The organism is Alteripontixanthobacter maritimus (genome assembly GCF_003340475.1).
GTDB lineage: Bacteria > Pseudomonadota > Alphaproteobacteria > Sphingomonadales > Sphingomonadaceae > Alteripontixanthobacter > Alteripontixanthobacter maritimus.
The window spans coordinates 918,966-936,517 of record NZ_QBKA01000002.1 but is presented as its reverse complement, the minus strand read 5'-3'; the positions used below and the strand labels follow the sequence as shown (position 1 = coordinate 936,517).

At 59.1% G+C, this 17,552-nt stretch carries 22 protein-coding genes, 1 tRNA gene and 1 pseudogene; 14 read left to right on the top strand and 10 right to left on the bottom strand.

Annotated features, from left to right (window positions below; genetic code table 11):
• Position 1: 1 nt before the first annotated feature.
• The 11 genes and pseudogenes from ssb to HME9302_RS04600 form a co-directional block, all read left to right on the top strand.
• Positions 2–412: pseudogene (ssb, locus tag HME9302_RS04635) on the top strand (single-stranded DNA-binding protein); the annotation flags it as partial.
• A gap of 38 nt (positions 413–450) precedes the next feature.
• Positions 451–777, top strand: a complete 327-nt coding sequence (locus tag HME9302_RS13110) for a hypothetical protein (RefSeq protein WP_147270764.1) — start codon at positions 451–453, stop codon at positions 775–777.
• Positions 774–1,103, top strand: coding sequence for a hypothetical protein (locus HME9302_RS04630; RefSeq protein ID WP_115366051.1), 330 nt, complete (start codon positions 774–776; stop codon positions 1,101–1,103). The genes HME9302_RS13110 and HME9302_RS04630 overlap by 4 nt, the downstream gene beginning before the upstream one ends.
• A 25-nt stretch (positions 1,104–1,128) precedes the next feature.
• On the top strand, positions 1,129–1,308 hold the full coding sequence (locus HME9302_RS13105; protein WP_147270763.1) for a hypothetical protein: 180 nt from the start codon (positions 1,129–1,131) through the stop codon (positions 1,306–1,308).
• Positions 1,309–1,426: 118 nt separating this feature from the next.
• Entirely contained in the window at positions 1,427–2,278 is an 852-nt protein-coding gene (locus tag HME9302_RS04625) for a hypothetical protein (RefSeq protein ID WP_115366050.1), read from the top strand.
• A gap of 172 nt (positions 2,279–2,450) precedes the next feature.
• Entirely contained in the window at positions 2,451–2,816 is a 366-nt protein-coding gene (locus HME9302_RS04620) for a hypothetical protein (RefSeq protein ID WP_115366049.1), read from the top strand.
• Entirely contained in the window at positions 2,813–3,568 is a 756-nt protein-coding gene (locus tag HME9302_RS04615; protein WP_115366048.1) for a hypothetical protein, read from the top strand. Before HME9302_RS04620 ends, HME9302_RS04615 begins: the two co-directional genes overlap by 4 nt.
• Before the next feature lie 109 nt (positions 3,569–3,677).
• Positions 3,678–4,082, top strand: coding sequence for a hypothetical protein (locus tag HME9302_RS04610; protein ID WP_230079874.1), 405 nt, complete (start codon positions 3,678–3,680; stop codon positions 4,080–4,082).
• On the top strand, positions 4,075–4,470 hold the full coding sequence (locus HME9302_RS04605) for a hypothetical protein (protein WP_115366047.1): 396 nt from the start codon (positions 4,075–4,077) through the stop codon (positions 4,468–4,470). Before HME9302_RS04610 ends, HME9302_RS04605 begins: the two co-directional genes overlap by 8 nt.
• A gap of 217 nt (positions 4,471–4,687) precedes the next feature.
• On the top strand, positions 4,688–4,921 hold the full coding sequence (locus HME9302_RS13100; protein WP_147270727.1) for a hypothetical protein: 234 nt from the start codon (positions 4,688–4,690) through the stop codon (positions 4,919–4,921).
• Positions 4,905–5,960, top strand: a complete 1,056-nt coding sequence (locus HME9302_RS04600) for a tyrosine-type recombinase/integrase (RefSeq protein ID WP_115365326.1) — start codon at positions 4,905–4,907, stop codon at positions 5,958–5,960. The genes HME9302_RS13100 and HME9302_RS04600 overlap by 17 nt, the downstream gene beginning before the upstream one ends.
• A 109-nt stretch (positions 5,961–6,069) precedes the next feature.
• Here HME9302_RS04600 and HME9302_RS04595 read toward each other — a convergent pair whose 3' ends face one another.
• Together HME9302_RS04595 and HME9302_RS04590 are read right to left on the bottom strand one after the other, a co-directional pair.
• Entirely contained in the window at positions 6,070–6,360 is a 291-nt protein-coding gene (locus tag HME9302_RS04595; protein WP_115366046.1) for a hypothetical protein, read from the bottom strand.
• A gap of 77 nt (positions 6,361–6,437) precedes the next feature.
• Positions 6,438–7,823, bottom strand: a complete 1,386-nt coding sequence (locus HME9302_RS04590) for a helix-turn-helix domain-containing protein (RefSeq protein WP_115366045.1) — start codon at positions 7,821–7,823, stop codon at positions 6,438–6,440.
• Between the two features lie 182 nt (positions 7,824–8,005).
• On the opposite strand from HME9302_RS04590, the gene HME9302_RS04585 reads away from it, so the two are divergent.
• Positions 8,006–9,604, top strand: a complete 1,599-nt coding sequence (locus HME9302_RS04585) for an isocitrate lyase (protein ID WP_115366044.1) — start codon at positions 8,006–8,008, stop codon at positions 9,602–9,604.
• A gap of 25 nt (positions 9,605–9,629) precedes the next feature.
• Positions 9,630–9,803, top strand: coding sequence for a hypothetical protein (locus HME9302_RS13235; RefSeq protein ID WP_181815686.1), 174 nt, complete (start codon positions 9,630–9,632; stop codon positions 9,801–9,803).
• Positions 9,804–9,941: 138 nt separating this feature from the next.
• Here HME9302_RS13235 and HME9302_RS04580 read toward each other — a convergent pair whose 3' ends face one another.
• The 6 genes from HME9302_RS04580 to efp all read right to left on the bottom strand — a co-directional run bounded on the left by HME9302_RS04580 (position 9,942) and on the right by efp (position 15,461).
• Complete coding sequence (locus tag HME9302_RS04580) at positions 9,942–11,270, bottom strand: amidohydrolase (RefSeq protein WP_115366043.1); 1,329 nt, start codon at positions 11,268–11,270, stop codon at positions 9,942–9,944.
• 25 nt (positions 11,271–11,295) lie between these two features.
• Complete coding sequence (locus HME9302_RS04575; RefSeq protein ID WP_115366042.1) at positions 11,296–13,095, bottom strand: SLC13 family permease; 1,800 nt, start codon at positions 13,093–13,095, stop codon at positions 11,296–11,298.
• Between the two features lie 48 nt (positions 13,096–13,143).
• Positions 13,144–13,761, bottom strand: coding sequence for a hypothetical protein (locus HME9302_RS04570; protein WP_147270762.1), 618 nt, complete (start codon positions 13,759–13,761; stop codon positions 13,144–13,146).
• A 120-nt stretch (positions 13,762–13,881) separates the two neighbouring features.
• Positions 13,882–13,966: transfer RNA gene (locus HME9302_RS04565), tRNA-Leu, on the bottom strand.
• Positions 13,967–14,057: 91 nt separating this feature from the next.
• A complete protein-coding gene (locus tag HME9302_RS04560) occupies positions 14,058–14,891 on the bottom strand; it encodes an inositol monophosphatase family protein (protein WP_115366040.1) in 834 nt (277 codons plus the stop codon).
• 6 nt (positions 14,892–14,897) lie between these two features.
• A complete protein-coding gene (gene efp, locus HME9302_RS04555; RefSeq protein WP_115366039.1) occupies positions 14,898–15,461 on the bottom strand; it encodes an elongation factor P in 564 nt (187 codons plus the stop codon).
• 124 nt (positions 15,462–15,585) lie between these two features.
• Here efp and HME9302_RS04550 point away from each other — a divergent pair, with 124 nt between their 5' ends.
• Entirely contained in the window at positions 15,586–16,005 is a 420-nt protein-coding gene (locus HME9302_RS04550; RefSeq protein ID WP_115366038.1) for an elongation factor P, read from the top strand.
• Between the two features lie 39 nt (positions 16,006–16,044).
• Here the strand turns inward: HME9302_RS04550 and HME9302_RS04545 are convergent, their stop codons facing one another.
• Together HME9302_RS04545 and thiE are read right to left on the bottom strand one after the other, a co-directional pair.
• A complete protein-coding gene (locus tag HME9302_RS04545) occupies positions 16,045–16,758 on the bottom strand; it encodes a M23 family metallopeptidase (protein WP_115366037.1) in 714 nt (237 codons plus the stop codon).
• A 145-nt stretch (positions 16,759–16,903) separates the two neighbouring features.
• A complete protein-coding gene (gene thiE / locus HME9302_RS04540; protein ID WP_115366036.1) occupies positions 16,904–17,551 on the bottom strand; it encodes a thiamine phosphate synthase in 648 nt (215 codons plus the stop codon).
• Position 17,552 lies beyond the last annotated feature (1 nt).

Here is a 17,552-nt window from a genome sequence, read left to right as displayed (position 1 = left end):
CATGGCAGGCTCACTCAATAAAGTAATGCTGATCGGCAATTTGGGCGCGGACCCTGAGGTTCGCAGTTTCCAGAACGGCGGCAAGGTGTGCAACCTGCGGATTGCCACTTCCGAACGCTGGAAGGACAAAGAAGGCCAGCAGCAGGAAAAGACCGAATGGCACACCATCGCAGTATTCTCCGAAGGCCTAGTGCGCGTCTGCGAGAACTATCTCCGCAAGGGCAGTAAGGTCTTCATCGAAGGCCAGCTTTCCACCCGCAAATGGCAGGATCAATCCGGCGCTGACCGCTACTCGACTGAAGTTGTTCTGCGAGGCTTTAACGGCACCCTGACGATGCTGGACGGCCGGAACGAAGGCGGCGGCAATCCCGGCGGATCGCAGGGTGGCGCACCCGCTGGCGATGGCGGCGGATGGCCTACCGATAATGACGCGGACGGGATTCCTTTCTGATGGGCTATCAGGTCGATCACAAGCGGATGCGGGATAAATACAACCCGATACCTACTAAGCGAGAGCGTGAATTTCATCTGTGGCTGATCGATAACTTTTCCTGTTTTTGTGAATGTGGTGGGCCTGCGGAATGCGTCCATCACCCACTGCAAAGGCATCGTGAACAACGCTGGCGGCGGGACCATGAGTTCGTCGTTCCAATGCGGTCAGCTTGTCACATGGCGCTTCATCTTGCGGGTAGCGAGGATGCCTATGCCGGACAACTCGACTTCCCTGAAGGCGCCGCTGAATATCGCTTTATGGGTCAGCAAGGGGGGTTGTTGTGAACGACGACACCGACCGCGCCATAAACGACGCTGAAGAACTATTCGTATCGGCTGCTCAGGCAAAGATACGGGCCGAAAGCATGGATTACCGCCGCAAGCGTGTCCGGGCCACCCTGTTCGTCAAATACAAGGCGGATGGAAACGCAGCCGGGGCAAGCGAACAGATGGCCGAGGCCGATCCTGTTTACGAATTGGCGGTGAACGACTGGGAGGCAGCCGCGATGGAAGCGGAAACCTATCGCGCCCGCGCCGAAGCTAAACGCATGAAGTTTGAAGCTTGGCGAACCGAACGGGCAACCGAACGCGCCCAAATGAACCTTCGCTAACCACCCTACAGAATGAAGCGGCCTGATGGCTGGAATGGAGATGATGATGGACTGGATTTTTCACATCGTGGCGTTGGTCTGCTTGGCCGTAAGCGCAGTTTATTGGAACAACGGTGGCGGCGCCAACCAACTGATAAAAACTGGGATGGCTCTTGCTGCAGCATTTGCTGCAGTCATGGTTGCGACGGACTGGGTATCGCCATGACCCCTGCGCTTCACCGCCCCAAACCCCCAATGCAATCAGCCCACCGATACCAGGTATTCGGCAAGGTCCAGCCCATGCACTCCCCCGGATTGTTGGCACGCTTATTCAGGAAGAAACCATGACAGATACCGAAACACAAGTAGAAGTGACACCTGAAAACCGGGATGTCTACGATATGGGTTACACTGACGGTTTAACCAACCGGATGAACAAGGCTCGTGCCAAAGGAGGTGACGTAATAAGTGCGGAGGAATCATTGGCTGACTTGGCTGATGTTCCGCCGACGCCATCGGAAACCTTTACTGCCCACGAAATGCTAGATTGGCTTTCCGCTACTTGGCCTGCGGGTTCGGGCTCTGACTTTAATCAGGGTGTGGTGCGCGGATACCAAATAGTTCAAGCACAATTGCGCTATGGGCACGTAACCCGCAACATACTTTCACAACGGGATGCCATCCGCACCACCCCTACAGCAAGCCCGGAACTGGTGGAGACAGCGCGGGCGCTCAAATTTGAAATTGGCCCACGGTTCGCTGATTATCCAGCAACGGACTATGCAGATGCTACGCTAACGCTTGGACAGTGGAGAACTATTGTCTCCGCCCTCCAAACCACCCCATCCCAGCCCATGATAGATGCGCTGCGGGAGGAAATAATCAACACGCCGGAAACACAGGACTTCATGGCTGGCGTTCCCATTGAAGCAACCCACCAGCGCGGGCGGTGGGGAAGCGAGCATGACGCGGGTAAAGGGCCACTCGATTGGTTTTGGCTGATTGGCTACCTGTCGCAAAAAGCAGCGACCGCACAAATGGCCGGTGACATGGATAAGGCTGCGCATCACACAATCAGCAGCGCGGCGGCACTTGCAAATTGGCACGCGCAAATCACTGGCCGATCATCTGCCATGCGCCCCGGTATTGAACCGCCGTCCGACACCCTCCTATCCCAACAGGAGCAGGGGACGTGAGCGGGCATATTTGGTTGGCAGACCACTACTCGGTTCCCGCTGATACGCTTTGCCTAAAGCGCGCGCCTTCACCGGATGCTGATCACTTTTGCGTTCGCGCCAAAGACCACGCCGGGCGTTGCGAGTTTCAGTATGGGATAGACCGCCGCGACCACTCTTGGAAGGACACCCCATGACCTCCCCAACCGATAGCGCGCTGGTGGAGCGGAAGTGGGCCTTGGGCGATCTCGTGCAGAAAAAGCGCAACTCGGAATGGCGAGGCGTCGTGGTGGGTTTCTACAGCACAGACGCAACACCCGAAGGCTACAATGTGGAAAGCCTGTTCGAGCGCGGATCATGTCAACTTTGGCCCGCTTCCGCCCTTATCGATTGGGATGGCCAAGGGGCACCGGAACAACTGGCCGCCCGCATTGAGGCGCTAGAAACAATGGTGCGCAGCCTAACGGCATCACTCGACCAGATCACCGGCGACGTAGCAAACGACAGTTACGAAGACCTGCTGGACGAGGCCCGCACCCTTACCGGAGAAACCCCATGACCGAATACCAAGGATATGCCGAAGAGGTCCCGATGGATAACGAAGCGCAGTTGGTGGATGGCTATTGTTACTGTCACACCCTTGTAGGGTCCGATGGCCGCACATTGGCGACAGCCTACAGCAAAGTCGCGGCTCACCCATTTTCAGCCCATTCAGGCGTTCACAGCGGCATGGCAATCGCGACGGAAAAGATCAGCCAATCCGCAACCAAGCCCGAAGAGCACAATACACTGGCCGCCTTCCTGCGCGAGTATCGCCTTGTAATGGGTGACGACACGCCCGAAATTCGTGACGCAATGCTCGCTTTAGAGGCCAAGCCCGATGCGGGGGAGCCTGCTGCACCAGACCCGCGCAAGCCGCAGTCAAATAGCATTGCTGCCAAAAGTGGTGGGCAAGTGTTCAACTCACCACCTACCGCCCTGTCCACGGTGAGCGATGATGACGTGGAGCGGGCTGCGCTTGTGCAGGAATTGCGAACACTTAGCCTAGACACAAATGCGGACGTCGCTGACGACAAAGCGCGGCTTCGATACATTCGCGCATTGGGTCAAGCTGCCGCCGCCCTGTCCACTACGGATGCGGTAGATATGCGTGAACGGGCAGTTGAGGCTGTCGCTGGTAGTAAGCTCCCGAAAGAGCGGTGGGCTTGTTCTGATGATGAAAGCGGCACTGCACTGACGCTTAGTCGCCAAAGGCGCGCTTCTATGGAAGCCATCCGGTCCCTTCCTCTTACTCAAGGGGATGGGTGGTGAAAAACATTAGTTTGACGATGCCTTACGGCCCGCGCTGCGACCGCTTCGCGGCTCAACCGGCTGCGCCGTTTTCGTGCAAGCATCACATCGCTATCGCGGGAGGTTCGTGATGGCCACCCTGACGCTGCCGATGAAGGGCGAATATTTCGATCAAATACGCGATGGTTCCAAAACCGAAGAATACCGGGTTCGGAACATCCATTGGGGATGCCGGATCGTAGGTAAGACCTTTGACGCAATTGTCCTGACGCGCGGCTACCCAAAAGGCGGCGGAGTCGAAGGCCAAACCCGGCTGACGCGTGAATGGCGCGGCTTCGAACAGAAAATGATTACGCATCCTCACTTCGGTGAGAAGCCCACGCCTGTGTTCGCGATCGATGTTTCCAGGCCAGCGCAAGGGATGGCCGCGCGAAGCGATGAAACGCCGCAGGCGGTTCAGCCGGAACGGCCACAGCCCAGTTCGCAAAGCGAATGCGCCCAACCCACTCCATCAAAGGACACTTCAAATGAATAGGGAAGAACTGCTGAAACTGGCGGAGCGGTGTGAAGCTGCCGAGGGGCCGGATGAAAACCTAAACAAAGGTATTGCTGTGGCTACTGGCCAATATCGAGCCGACCGATACAGGCCGGGAATGTTTTTCAAAAGTGATAACGACGTATGTAGCGTCTACGGCGTCCCTTATTACACCGACTCTCTCGACGCTGCCATGACACTGGTGCAGGAAGGGTTGCGAGTATGGCATTACACCCACGACGATGGTCGCTCTACAGTGTGGGTAAGGCATAGAGCAGCCGACAACCCGGATTGGAACGATTGGGGTAAATTGTTCGCAACCCCCGCCCTAGCCCTATGCGCCGCAGCCCTTCGCGCTCAAGCCGGGGATCCTTCCGATGGACGATAAAACACCTGCTGAGATAGCAGCGCAGCTTAGTGATGCGCAGCGGCGGGCAATGACTTGGCCTCAAGGTGCTGCACCTTATGCACGAGCCTGCACCACTTATTCTGAAACCGAACGGGTGCTGTATGCTCGCGGGCTTGTTGACGCTGGGCGCTGTTGGCTAAATCTTACACCCCTCGGCCAGCAAGTCCGCTCCTACCTCATGGAACAGGAGGGGTAGGTGACTGCACGCTGGCCTCATATGATGAAGCGGGACACGGCGGCGCAGTATTGCGACCTGTCGCCTAGCGCATTCACCGGAGAGGTCGGCGCGGGCCGCTTACCAATGCCTACAACACTTGGCGGACGCGACCATTGGTTCAGGCCTGCGCTGGACAAGGCGCTTGCCCGTATCGCTGGTGAGGTAGTGGACGATTACGAAGAGGAGTTCTGGCGCAATGGCCAAGCTGCCTAAAATGCCTTACGTCAAATTCGTCCGGTCCAAGGGCGAGGTCTATGCCTATTTCAATACTGGGCAGAAGGACACAGCTGGACAGCGTATCTATTCGCCCATGGGGAAGCCATCCAGCGTCGGCTTTCAAGATACCTATGCCACCCTCATGGGGCATCGCACCCGAAAGTCACAACAGCCGTTCACCGTTGCCGATCTGGCCGAAAAGTTCGAGAACAGTCCCGAGTTTGACAAGCTGAAGCTTGGCACCCGCCGGTTTTACAAGAGCCTTCTCAAGCACGTCAAAGTTCAGGTCGGCATGTTCCCGATCGATGGACTGAAGCGCAGCCATATCGTGGAAGTGGTAGGCAACCGGCTGAACGACCAACCCGGCACCCGGAATGGTTTTCTGGCGCTGATCGGCGTGCTATATCGCTTTGCCCGTCGGAACGAACTGACCGAACGCCCTTCTCCTTCTGCCGACATACCGAAGTTCGATACAGGCTCCCATGAACCTTGGCCGGAGGCAATCCTGTATGCAGGCTTAGAAGCGGAACACGAAAGAACGCGGCTTGCCATCGCGCTGCTCTATTACACGGGCCAGCGCATCGGCGATGTTGTGCGATTCCGCTGGAACGACGTTCGGGGCGGCGCGCTGTATTTCACGCAGCAAAAGACGGACAAGCCCATGGAAGTGCCGCTGCATTCGTCTCTGAAGGATCTGCTGGATGGTACACCGAAGCGCGGTATGACGATCCTGTCCACCTATGGCGGGCTACCCATGACTCCCCAGGTTATTCGCCGAGAGGTGAAAGCCTTTGCCGCTGAACACGATGAACAGCTTGTGCCGCATGGCCTACGAAAGAACAGTGTGAACGCTCTGCTGGAAAGCGGCTGCACGATTGCTGAGGTCGCTGCGATTACCGGCCAATCATTCCGAATGGTCGAGAAATATGCGCGCCGGGTCAGTCAACGCCAGCTTGGCAATGCGGCCATTTTAAAGCTGGAGAACAAAGAACGAAAGTTCAAACGAGTTGAAAACAGGGGGGCGAAACCCGCATGAATCCTTGCTATCAAATTAAATGTCGGTAAATTTTACAAACCGGGCGCGGTTTTTGTCGCGCCCGGTTTGGTATGAATGTTATGTGATCTAGCGCGGCGGGCGCGCCAGGCTATTCACCAGCAACGCTGTCCGCCGCATCCTGCGCCGCATCACCGACCTGGCCCGCCGCTTCACCCACGTCTCCGGCAGCTTCCGCCACAGCGTTATCCTTGGCAACCTCGGCACCACTCATTGTGCTCAGGAAGTAAATTGCGGCGGCTATCGCGCCCAGTACGACGAGCATCAGCACGACCTTGCCTCCGCCGCCGCCCGAACCGCGCGGTTCGTCATGGACGATTGTGGTCCGCGTGGTGGTGTTGCCATCGACGTCGCGCGTTTCCGTAATCCGTTCTTCAGTCATGGAATTCCCCTTTCGTAATATTTAGTGAAACCAGACAGATGGTGCTACAGTTCTAGCCTGTTGTTAAGCATAAACCATTAAGCCTTGGCAGAGAAATCGAACGGCGTCGTGCCACGCTTCGATCGGTCGAAGCGTAGGGGTGTGCCATGCGGCGGAAGCGATCGCTGCTGGCAGTTTTCGCGCAAGCAACGCGCACATCCATGCCCGATGGGCTGGGCGTGGTCGGGCTTCAATGACACGGGTTTGGCCTGCGCCAAGTCACCCGCGAGCCGGGCTTCGACGCCGATGACGACTACGAACCGCGCATCGCCTTCCGCCCCGCTGCCATCAACTGTGCGGGCGATCGTGAACCACTGGTCCCGCGCGGTGCCTGCACCGTCCGCGCTAACAGACTGCATATGGAATTCGCCCGCACGGCCGAATGCTTCATGGATATTCCACAAGGGACAGCTCGACGAGCCATCGAGCAGCGTGGCGCCGCTGGCCCCGGCGAAACGCTTGGAAAACTGCCCTGCCCGGTCCACCCGCGCCATGAAGAACGGCAAGCCGCGTTGACCAACACGCTGGAGGGTCGTCAGCCGGTGGGCCAACTGCTCGAAACTGACATCGAAGCGCCGCATCAACACCCGCACGTCATAACCGGTCGCCTCGCATGCGCGCAGGAACCGGCCATAGGGCATGATCAAAGCCGCCGCGAAATAGGCGGCCAGATGACGTTCGAACAACGCCCGCGCGGTATCGTCGGGCAATTGCGCGCCGGCCGCGAATTCCGTGATCAGGCTCTGGCGTTCCAGCCGGGCCAATTGCAGCGCGACATTGAAATTACGCGAGCGAGTATCGAGCATCTCGGAAAGTTGCAATTGACGGGCGTGTAGGTCGAGCCGGCGCAACGCATCCGGCATAATTTCGCGGGGAAGAATGCGTACGGACAGCTGATGCTTCTCGCGCAGACGCTCTGTCAGCGCGGCACCGATCTCGGCGCGGGACAGCCGCATCTCGTCGGCCATTTCTTCCGCCGCTGTATCCAGGTCGGCGAAATGGTTGCGCCAGCGTTCGATCTCGCGCCGCGATGCGGTCAGCGGGTCGGTGCCTTCCACAGCGTCACTTCCGGCATGGTCATACAGATGTGCAAAAGCAGCGGCGGCTTGCGGCGCGCTGGCGAGCAGTTCGGTGATCTCGCCGCGATCGACATCGAACGCGGCGAAGCGGTCGTCGGCGAACCGTCGCACCAAGCCGTCCACCCCGCCAATGGCAGCGTCTTCGCGCAAGGCGCGCGGATCGAAGTCGAACTCGTCGACTACTTTTACGACCACTCGAGCGGACAAAGGCCGCTGATTGCGTTCCAGCAGGTTTAGATAGCTTGGCGAAATCGACAGGCGCGACGCCATCGCGGCCTGTGTCAGCCCTTCCCGATTGCGCAACCGGCGCAGTGCAGCGCCTGCGAATAACGGTCCTTCGGACAAAACATGCTCCTGTAAATATCTTTACAATATGACACAGGGCTATGCCAAAACCGCGTCATTCAGACAAGTTAGTTTGTAATTTTACCTATCAATACGATCGTGCATGCGTGACAAGAAAAGGGACACGGAAGCAGCGCAGCCATGGGCACCGAAGCGATGCATATATTTTCAAGGAACCCCCGATGACCTATCAGGCCACTATCGAAGCCGCCGACAAGACAATCGCCAGCCAAGGCAAGGCTTGGGAAGCCATCGACGCGGAAACCGTCGCGCGGATGCGCGCGCAGAACCGCTTCGCTACCGGCCTCGACATCGCGAAATACACCGCAAAGATCATGCGCGCCGATATGGACGCATATGATGCGAACCCTGCCGATTACACGCAGTCTCTCGGCTGCTGGCATGGGTTCATCGGCCAGCAGAAGATGATCTCGATCAAGAAGCATTTCGGCAGCACGAAACAGCGCTACCTCTATCTTTCCGGCTGGATGGTCGCCGCCCTGCGTAGCGAATTCGGCCCCCTGCCTGACCAGTCGATGCATGAAAAGACCAGCGTTCCTGCTGTAATCGAGGAATTGTACACCTTCCTGAAGCAGGCCGACGCCCGCGAACTGGGCGGCCTGTTCCGCGATCTGGACACGGCACGCGACGGCGGTGACGAAGTGGAGGCCAAACGCATCCAGAACGAGATCGACACTTTCCAGACCCATGTCGTGCCGATCATCGCAGATATCGACGCCGGTTTCGGTAATGCCGAAGCAACCTACCTCCTCGCCAAGAAGATGATCGAAGCCGGTGCCTGCGCCTTGCAGATCGAAAACCAGGTTTCGGACGAAAAGCAGTGCGGCCACCAGGATGGCAAAGTCACCGTACCGCACGAGGATTTCCTGCAGAAGATCCGCGCCATTCGTTACGCCTTCATGGAACTGGGCGTGGAAGACGGCATCATCGTGGCCCGTACGGACTCGTTGGGTGCCGGCCTGACCAAGCAAATCGCAGTTACCAAGGAAGACGGCGATCTGGGCGACCAGTATAACAGCTTCCTGGATTGCGAAGAGGTCGACCCCGCCAACATCCAGAATGGCGATGTCTTCCTAAGCCGCGAAGGTAAGCTGCTGCGGCCCAAGCGTTTGCCCAGCAACCTGTTCCAGTTCCGGGCCGGAACGGGCGAAGATCGCTGCGTGCTCGACAGCATCACCAGCCTGCAGAATGGTGCGGACCTGCTGTGGATCGAAACTGAAAAGCCGCATATCGGCCAGATCGGCGGGATGGTCGATCGTATCCGCGAAGTGATCCCGAACGCGAAGCTGGTGTACAACAATTCGCCAAGCTTCAACTGGACGCTGAACTTCCGCCAGCAGGTATTCGACGCGTGGCAAGAAGCCGGTAAGGACCTGTCGGCCTATGATCGCGACCGTTTGATGAGCGAAGACTACGACAGCACCGAGCTTGCCCAGGAAGCGGACGAGAAAATTCGCACTTTCCAGCGCGATGCTGCGGCGCAGGCCGGCATTTTCCATCACTTGATCACGCTGCCGACCTATCACACGGCGGCGCTGAGCACAGACAATCTTGCGAAGGAATATTTCGGCGATCAGGGTATGCTGGGTTATGTAAAGGGTGTGCAGCGTAAGGAAATTCGCCAGGGCATCGCCTGTGTGAAGCACCAGAACATGTCCGGTTCGGACATCGGTGACGACCACAAGGAAGCGTTTGCCGGCGAAGCGGCCCTGAAGGCCGGCGGCAGCAACAACACCATGAACCAGTTCGCAGCGGCCTGACAGCCACTGCGAAGGGAGAACGAAAATGACCGATACCGACACACCGAAGACCGAACCGGGCCGGGCCCGGGCGCTGTTCTCGACCGCGGATTTCAAACTGTTGCGGGCCGCGCTCACCAGCCACGCCCGCGCTACCGAAGACCGCGAGGAGTTGGCGAAGATCAATGCTCTGCACCACCGGCTCGGAACCTATGTCTGAATAGGTTGCGTCAGGCGGGAGACCGGCTCTCCGGCTTGCCGCAATTACCAAATCTCCTGGGGAGGAGATACGGCCGCCGGACACGCAAGTGCACCGGCGGCCGTTCAATTTATGGCATACCGACGACCCGGACGACGATCAGTCGCCGTTTCTGGCCAGCAGATCGAGCGTCGAAGCGGCCATCGCTTCGGCTGCGGTGGCGATCACCTTTTCGGCATCCGGCGCCCAATACGGGCTGTGCAGCGATGGCAGGCTGCCTTTACCGTTTTGCACCGCGTCATATTGATCCTGCGGCACACCGCCGACCCAGAAAATGAGCGATTCGATATTGTCTGGATCAGCCCTGTAGAACTGCCCGAAATCCTCGCCGCCCATCACCGACGGCACCTGCATCACCCGATCTTCGCCGAACCGTGTGCGGTAGCCCGCCATCATCTGGTTGGTGAACTCCGGCGTGTTGTACGTCGACGGGGTGTAAGGGTCGGCGACCGTTACGGTCGGCATCCGATCGTCCGGCATTCCGGCAGCTATCGCCTCCCCCCGGGCCACACGCGCGATCCCGTCGAGTAGCAGCTTGCGCGATTCGTCGGTGTAGGACCGCACCGTTAGCTGCAGCTTGGCCTCGTCGGAAATGATGTTGTGTTTCGCGCCTGCATGAAAACTACCCACTGTGATCACCGCAGGGTCCAATGGGCTGGACTCGCGGCTGACCAGTGTTTGCAGTTTCATTACGATGGCGCTTGCCAGCACAATCGGATCCTTGGTGGTATGCGGATAGGCCCCGTGCCCACCCACGCCCGGAACCGTCACATCGACGCTGTCCACATTGGCGAGCGCAAAGCCCGGCGAATAGCCGATCATGCCTGCTGGAAACTGCGCCGCATCGTGGAAGGCAAGCACGTAATCGGGTTTCGGAAAGCGTGTGAACAACCCGTCCTCAAGCATCGCCAGCGCGCCCTCACCCAGCTCTTCCGCCGGCTGTCCGATCATGACGAGTGTGCCCGACCATTCGTCCTTGCGTTCGGCCAGTAATTGCGCAGAGCCGATCCAGGCTGCCATATGAGTGTCGTGACCGCACGCATGCATTACGCCTGTCGTCACACCCGAGGCCGGGGTCGCCGTCCGTTTGGAAGCGTATGGAAGGCCGGTCTGTTCGACCACTGGCAACCCGTCCATATCCGCGCGTAGCATGACAACTGGGCCGGGGCCGTTTTCCATCACCGCGACCACGCCGGTACGGCCGACTTTTTCGGTTACGGTAAAGCCAAGCGCCCGCATCCGTGCCGCCAGCTTCTTAGCCGTTTCCACTTCCTGGAAGCTCAGTTCGGGATTGGCATGGAGATCGCGGTACAGTTCCATCAGGTCCGGCATGTCGGCCATCAGGTCGTCGCGCAGTTCATCCGCCTGTGCAGGTGCGCTCGCAATCGCAAGAGCAGCCGCAGTGGCCAGCAGAGTCGTTATTTTCATGTCCCAATCCCCCGAGAAATGTCCGTTAATTCAAGTCGTAGGCAAACATCAGCGCAATCGATAGCGTGGCGACCATCAATACGACAAGCGGTACGCCGGTGCGGATGTAGTCGCGGAATTCGTAGCTGCCTTCCGACATGATCAGCATATTGGTCTGATATGCAATCGGCGTTGCATAGCACAGATTGCACCCGAACAGCACCGCCAGCACCAGCGGTTCGGCAGGCATACCAAGCTGGTTTGCAATGCTGAACGCGATAGGCGTGCCGACCGTCGCCGCAGTGGCATTGCTGGCAAAATTCGTGAGCACGGTGACGAACAGCATGATCGCCGCCAATACGCCCGCAGGCGGCAGAAACTGCAATCCCGATGACAGGGCCAGCCCCAGCCAGTCCGCCGCCCCGCTTTCGTCGATAATCCGGCCGAGCGCGATACTGGCGGCAATCAGCACGATCACCTGACCCGACAGTGCACGGCCCACACGGTCGAACTTCACACAGCCGGTCACCAGCATCAGGATTGCGCCGCCCAGCGCGGCGATGGCGATTGGGAATATGCCAATCGAGGCGAGCCCAACGCTGACGGCCATGATGGTGGCGGCCAGCAAGGCCTTGGCCCGGCGAGGCACCTCGCGGCGTCCCTCCAGCATCAGCAGGCTGTCCGCGCGGGAGAACTGGTGCAGATCGTCGGCTAACCCCATTACGAGCAGCACATCGCCCTCGGTGAAACGCATGTCGTCACCGGCCAGCGTCGGATCCGGCTTCTGAAGGATGGTGGGGCGATGAATACCCAGTACGGCAACCCCATACAGATCGCCGATCCCGCTGGTGGGAAGCGTCCGGTTCAGTAGCCGGGAATCGGCGGTAACCGCCATTTCCACAACGATGATGTCTTGCGCGGTCTCGCTTGCGCGCGACCTGATCCGGTCCAGCACCCACCCCGGGGCAACTTCGCCCTGCAGCACCCGCATCGCGTCTTCCAGGTCCTTATGCGTACCCGAAACGTCGAATTCCTGATTTGCTTCCATCGTCCCTGATGGCGCATTGAAGAAGATTATATCGTCCGGCAGGCGCGGAATAATTTCGCTCATGGTTTTGTTAATGAGGTCGCTGTTCGGCGATACGCGTAGATGCGCACGAAACCGGCGTTCGCCATGCTCGACCTCGACACGATTGTCCTTCAACAGCCGCGGCATAACGAGCCAGATGTAGGGCAAGGCCACCAGGCCAGCGATCAGTACGATGGGCGTGTAATGGAATACCCCCATACGCGGCATCCCAAGGTCTACCGCAATCGAGACCACGAGAATATTGGTCGAGGTACCGATCGTCGTGGCCAATCCGCCCAACAGTGATGCTGCGTTGAGCGGAATCAATGCCTTGGAACTGGGCAAGGCACCCCGCGCCGCCAGTGCGGCAAAGATCGGTATGAGCAGCACCAGAACCGGCGTATTGTTGACGCCCATTGACAGCACGAAGGCAATTACCAGCGAAACCAGCAGGCCAAGCTGAAGGTTGATCTTGAACACCCGTTCGAGGAAACGCGCCGCAGGTTCGAGCGCGCCCGTCACCACCAGCCCGCGCCCCATAATCATGAGGGCACAGATGGTTATCAGCGCGTAATGCCCGAACCCCTCGAAAGCGAGCTTCAACCCGTCCGTCGGGTTGGTATCCGGCATCGGGAAGAAATACAGGCCGACCGCGATGACTGCGATGGTGAGCAAGGACACGATCTCGATCGACAGACGTCCGCGTATGAAGCCGACGAACATAGCTATCGTCACCACCATGGCAGCAATCGCATGAGGGGATGGGGGCGGAATCATGTAAACCTGCGCTCCCAAACCCTGCGCCTGATGGCAAGGCCTATTCGATCATGCGGTCACCTTTTTTGGCGATGGCGCCCGAACGATAAGCACCAGAAGCAGAGCAAGCACAGCTGCGGCAGCCGTACCTGACGCACCCGCAGGCTGAGCCCAGCGCATACCGCCTGCCATACCAAGCAGATTGAGTACCGCCGCAGCCATTCCGGCAAGCACCCCCAGACCGCCGATGGCTTTCGCGGCAAAGGTTCCGCTGGCCCAGGCACGCAAGCCGAAGCCGATAGCGGCCAGACCGATCAGCGCCTTTCCATGAAAATACAGGAAAAAGGCGCCGGCAACTACGGTTCCCATCAAAGGCTCAAGCCCCTCCCCCGCAGCGGAAGCAGGTGGAAACATGGCCAGTCCCATTCCAGTCTGAAGGACGTTCACGAACCCCGCAACGGCGATGGCAGCCCATGCAAGCGGAGATCGTTCGTCGCGAGCGGCCATCGCAATGCCGATGACGGCAAGAATGGTGAACATCGCCATTTCCGTAGTCCAGACCATCCGCACAGACGCCGCCTCGGATCCGCCGCCGACTATTCCCGTAACGTACAGGACCTGGGTTATGACCGTCACAACCAGTGCAGCGGCCACAGTTCTAGCCGCATTCATGTGATTGAATGTCAAGATTACCTCCTCTTGTTCGAAGCAGGCATCGTGTCCTGCAGACGAGCCTGTTCGCAAATGCGGACACACAAGTTACATGAGGCGCTATGGAAGCACACGCTGTGGCTTGATTATTAAAGGTGGTGCCCCCGGCCGGAGTCGAACCGGCACTCCGTTAGGAACCGCATTTTGAGTGCGGCGCGTCTACCAATTCCACCACGGGGGCACATAGCCGCGGACAGCTTGCAGGAGTGGTTGAGCGCGCATAGCGTCGTGACTGCGCTGCATCAAGCGGGGCATGCACAGAATTCGCGATGTTACGCCGCTCGCGGTTTGCGCAACACCTCGGCCACGATCTTGTGCATCCGTGAATGCAATGACTGATTGCCTGCCAGAACCTGCTTGAAATGGATGTTCTCAGACCGCCCGCGATAATCGCTGACGAAGCCGCCAGCCTCACGCACCAGCAGGCAACCGGCAGCGGTATCCCAGATTTTCAGGTCGCTTTCCCAGAACCCGTCATACCGCCCGGCCGCCAGCCATGCGAGATCGAGAGAGGCGGCGCCGTACCTACGTATGCCCGCAACGCGCGGAGCGATAGCGCCGAAAATATTGGTCCATTCGGCAAAATCGCCATGTCCCTGAAACGGAATACCGGTCGCGATAATGGCGTCTGCCATCGAACCGCGGGTAGAAGTCCGCAGCCGGGCATCCTGCAGCCATGCCCCGCGAGTTTTTTCCGCCCAGAACGTTTCATCCGTGATCGGATTGTAAACCACTGCACCGAACACGTCGCCCCAGCCGCTATCGTCCAGCTTGCGCTCCTGCGCGGCTATGGAGATAGCAAAATGCGGGATACCGTGGAGGAAGTTGCTAGTACCATCGAGTGGATCGATGACCCAGCGCGGCTTGCCCGGCTCGCCTTCGATCGTGCCGCCTTCTTCCAGCTCGAAACCCCAGTCGGGGCGCGCCTTCAGGAGTTCGTCATACAGCGTGCGTTCGGACCGCTGGTCTGCCTTGGACACAAAGTCGCTCGGCCCTTTGCGGCTGACTTGCAGATGCTCGACCTCGCCGAAGTCGCGGCGCAAGCGATGTCCCGCCTTGCGGGCCGCGCTTTCCATGACGCGGATCAATCCAGATATGGCTACCATGGCAGCTTAGCTCGCCTTCCCGACATAGGTGCGTTCGTACACATCGACCACAATGCGCGTTCCGCTTTCGATATGCGGCGGGACCATCACGCGCACGCCGTTTTCCAGCACAGCGGGCTTGTAGCTGGACGAAGCGGTCTGGCCTTTCACCACGGCGTCGGCCTCGGTAATGGTCGCTTCAACCGTGTTGGGAAGTGCAACGCTGATCGGTTTTTCGTCATACAGTTCCAGCTGCACATCCATGCCATCGTCCAGAAACGCTGCCGCGTCGCCGACAAGATCGGTGGGCAGATTGATCTGTTCGTAATTGTCCTTGTCCATGAAAACGAGCATTTCGTCTTCGGCATAGAGATACTGGAATTCCTTGGTGTCGAGCCGGACTTTCTCGACCGTGTCGGCGCTGCGATAGCGGACATTGGTCTTGCGGCCATCGACCAGGTTTTTCATCTCGACCTGCATATAGGCCCCGCCCTTGCCGGGCTGGGTGTGCTGGATCTTGCCGACTTTCCAGATGCCGTTTTCATATTCGATGATGTTGCCGGGACGAATGTCCACGCCGCTGATCTTCATGGGGATGACCTTATATTTTCGGGGCGCGGAATTACGGGAAACCGCGAAGCTGCGCGCGCCTTAGCGGGTCGGCGATAGGGCGGCAAGGTGGCGCGGCTGAACCGGACGCGCTATACGAGGATCAATGAAGTTCGTCCGAACCCTCTGTGCAACCCTTTCGCTTACCGCCGTGGCGCTGTTCGCCGGCCTGCCGCAGGGCGCCGGCGCGAACAGTGCTGAAGGCGGGCAAGGTGAGAAACCGGGCGGGCGATTGGGCTTGCTGAAAACCGGCCAATATCGCTGCGCTCTGCCGGGTGATGCCGCCGGACCTGCGATCCGGGAAATGCCCGAAATGAATTTTACCATCGATAATGCCAGCACCTATCACGATGTTTCGGGAAGCGGAACATACTTGCTGATCGGCAATGTGGTCACCTTTACGCGTGGTCCGATGAAGGGCGTTCGGTTCGCCCGGTACACGGCGAACACGTTGCGGAAGCTGGACGATAATGGCGAGAAGACCCGGCTGCTTTGCAAGCGGGCGGGACCGGCCAAACGACCATAGCGCCACCGAACCAGCCGCGCCCTGCTCGTGGCACCAAACTCAGTTTTGTCGCGTGAGCAGCGGGTAAGGATTTATTGCGTTGGCCGGTTCCCACCACTTGGCATCCTTCGTTGTGCGAAGGATCGCAAAATGCAGGTGCGGCGCATCGGATGACGCGTTGCCGGTACTGCCAACCGTGCCGAGCCGCTGGTTGCGGCGCACTCGCTGGCCTTCCTTCAAACCCTTCGCATACTCGGCCAGATGCGCGTAATAATGGATGGTTTCGCCGTCGGCGCTGCGGATATACAGCGTCTTGCCCCCGGCGTCGGAAAGGAAAATTCGTTCGATCGTGCCGGGTGCCGCAGCGACAACCGATGTGCCTTCGGGTGCCATGATATCGATTGCCTCATGCAGCCGCGTACCGCCGCCACGATCATCGGTGAACGTGTCGGTCAGGTCTTCGCGCCGGACATTAAGTACGGGCACCGCCAACTGGTCGCTTTGCGCTGTATCCTGCGTCTCTACCCCGCCGCCGTCCAGCGGCAGCACGGCGCTTTCGGGGGCCTCGCGCCCTTCTCCGCCGGGTATAGCGACGATATCGCCCCCGTCACCAGCAACCGGGCTCGGACTGGGGGCCGCTTCAGCGGGGCGCGTTTTGCTTGCCTGACTGTCAGCAGTGGCGTTCTCGATGAGGCTGCCACCCGCAACGATCCAGATTGCCGACGTGATGGTGGCTGTAATCAGGATGGTTATGATGCGGTCCAGAAAATTCATGTCGTTCCTATGGCTATGACGCCCACCGGACTTGGGCCGATGGCAGCGCGCGGCAGGCTGATTGCAGTTCTATAGGGCAAAAAGCGCGAACGGCGAAGGGCGTCCTGATAACCAAAGGGCATGAGCCTTGTTGTTCCATGCGGAATCAGGCGCGGTTCTCCGCCAGGACTTCTGCAAAAGCGCGTATGGCTTCCACCTCGTCACCATTCCACACGGCACCGGAAACTGCCAGAAAGTCAGCCCCTGCGGCTATCAGCGGCGCTGCGTTGTCAGGAGTAATCCCGCCAATAGCCACACATGGTATTTCGAACAGATTGGCCCACCATTCCAGCACATCCAGCTCGGCGCGGTGCTCGGTATCCTTGGTCGTGCTGGGATGAAACGCCCCGAATGCGACGTAATCCGCGCCAGCTTCCCCTGCCTCCATCGCCAAATGCTTTGAGGCGTGACAGGTGACGCCGACCTGCACGTCAGCGGGCAGTTCCTCGCGCGCTTCGGCCACGGTGCCGTCGCCCTGCCCCAGATGCACCCCATCTGCGCCGAGCCGCCTAGCCAGCGCGGTGCTGTCGTTGACGACGAAAGCGACATCACGTTCCGCGCAGATTGCCTGCAAAGGCGCAGCAAGCGCCGCCGCCTCATGCTGGTCCAGCCCTTTCACACGAAACTGGAATGCCGATACCGGATTGGTCCCTTCACTTGCATCCAGCGCGCGTGCCAACCGACCAGGAAAGTCACCCCCGGTTTCAAGCGGAGAGATCAGATAGAGCGCACAGGGTGGGGGAGGTTTGGCCATT

What these genes read in the sequence shown, in the direction of transcription:
- HME9302_RS13110 (WP_147270764.1), top strand. Translation starts at nt 451, where the DNA reads ATGGGCTATCAGGTCGATCACAAGCGGATGCGGGATAAATACAACCCG.
- HME9302_RS13105 (WP_147270763.1), top strand. Translation starts at nt 1,129, where the DNA reads ATGGCTGGAATGGAGATGATGATGGACTGGATTTTTCACATCGTGGCG.
- HME9302_RS04625 (WP_115366050.1), top strand. Translation starts at nt 1,427, where the DNA reads ATGACAGATACCGAAACACAAGTAGAAGTGACACCTGAAAACCGGGAT.
- HME9302_RS04620 (WP_115366049.1), top strand. Translation starts at nt 2,451, where the DNA reads ATGACCTCCCCAACCGATAGCGCGCTGGTGGAGCGGAAGTGGGCCTTG.
- HME9302_RS04615 (WP_115366048.1), top strand. Translation starts at nt 2,813, where the DNA reads ATGACCGAATACCAAGGATATGCCGAAGAGGTCCCGATGGATAACGAA.
- HME9302_RS04610 (WP_230079874.1), top strand. Translation starts at nt 3,678, where the DNA reads ATGGCCACCCTGACGCTGCCGATGAAGGGCGAATATTTCGATCAAATA.
- HME9302_RS04605 (WP_115366047.1), top strand. Translation starts at nt 4,075, where the DNA reads ATGAATAGGGAAGAACTGCTGAAACTGGCGGAGCGGTGTGAAGCTGCC.
- HME9302_RS04600 (WP_115365326.1), top strand. Translation starts at nt 4,905, where the DNA reads ATGGCCAAGCTGCCTAAAATGCCTTACGTCAAATTCGTCCGGTCCAAG.
- HME9302_RS04595 (WP_115366046.1), bottom strand. Translation starts at nt 6,360, where the DNA reads ATGACTGAAGAACGGATTACGGAAACGCGCGACGTCGATGGCAACACC.
- HME9302_RS04585 (WP_115366044.1), top strand. Translation starts at nt 8,006, where the DNA reads ATGACCTATCAGGCCACTATCGAAGCCGCCGACAAGACAATCGCCAGC.
- HME9302_RS13235 (WP_181815686.1), top strand. Translation starts at nt 9,630, where the DNA reads ATGACCGATACCGACACACCGAAGACCGAACCGGGCCGGGCCCGGGCG.
- HME9302_RS04580 (WP_115366043.1), bottom strand. Translation starts at nt 11,270, where the DNA reads ATGAAAATAACGACTCTGCTGGCCACTGCGGCTGCTCTTGCGATTGCG.
- HME9302_RS04575 (WP_115366042.1), bottom strand. Translation starts at nt 13,095, where the DNA reads ATGATTCCGCCCCCATCCCCTCATGCGATTGCTGCCATGGTGGTGACG.
- HME9302_RS04560 (WP_115366040.1), bottom strand. Translation starts at nt 14,891, where the DNA reads ATGGTAGCCATATCTGGATTGATCCGCGTCATGGAAAGCGCGGCCCGC.
- efp (WP_115366039.1), bottom strand. Translation starts at nt 15,461, where the DNA reads ATGAAGATCAGCGGCGTGGACATTCGTCCCGGCAACATCATCGAATAT.
- HME9302_RS04550 (WP_115366038.1), top strand. Translation starts at nt 15,586, where the DNA reads ATGAAGTTCGTCCGAACCCTCTGTGCAACCCTTTCGCTTACCGCCGTG.
- HME9302_RS04545 (WP_115366037.1), bottom strand. Translation starts at nt 16,758, where the DNA reads ATGAATTTTCTGGACCGCATCATAACCATCCTGATTACAGCCACCATC.
- thiE (WP_115366036.1), bottom strand. Translation starts at nt 17,551, where the DNA reads ATGGCCAAACCTCCCCCACCCTGTGCGCTCTATCTGATCTCTCCGCTT.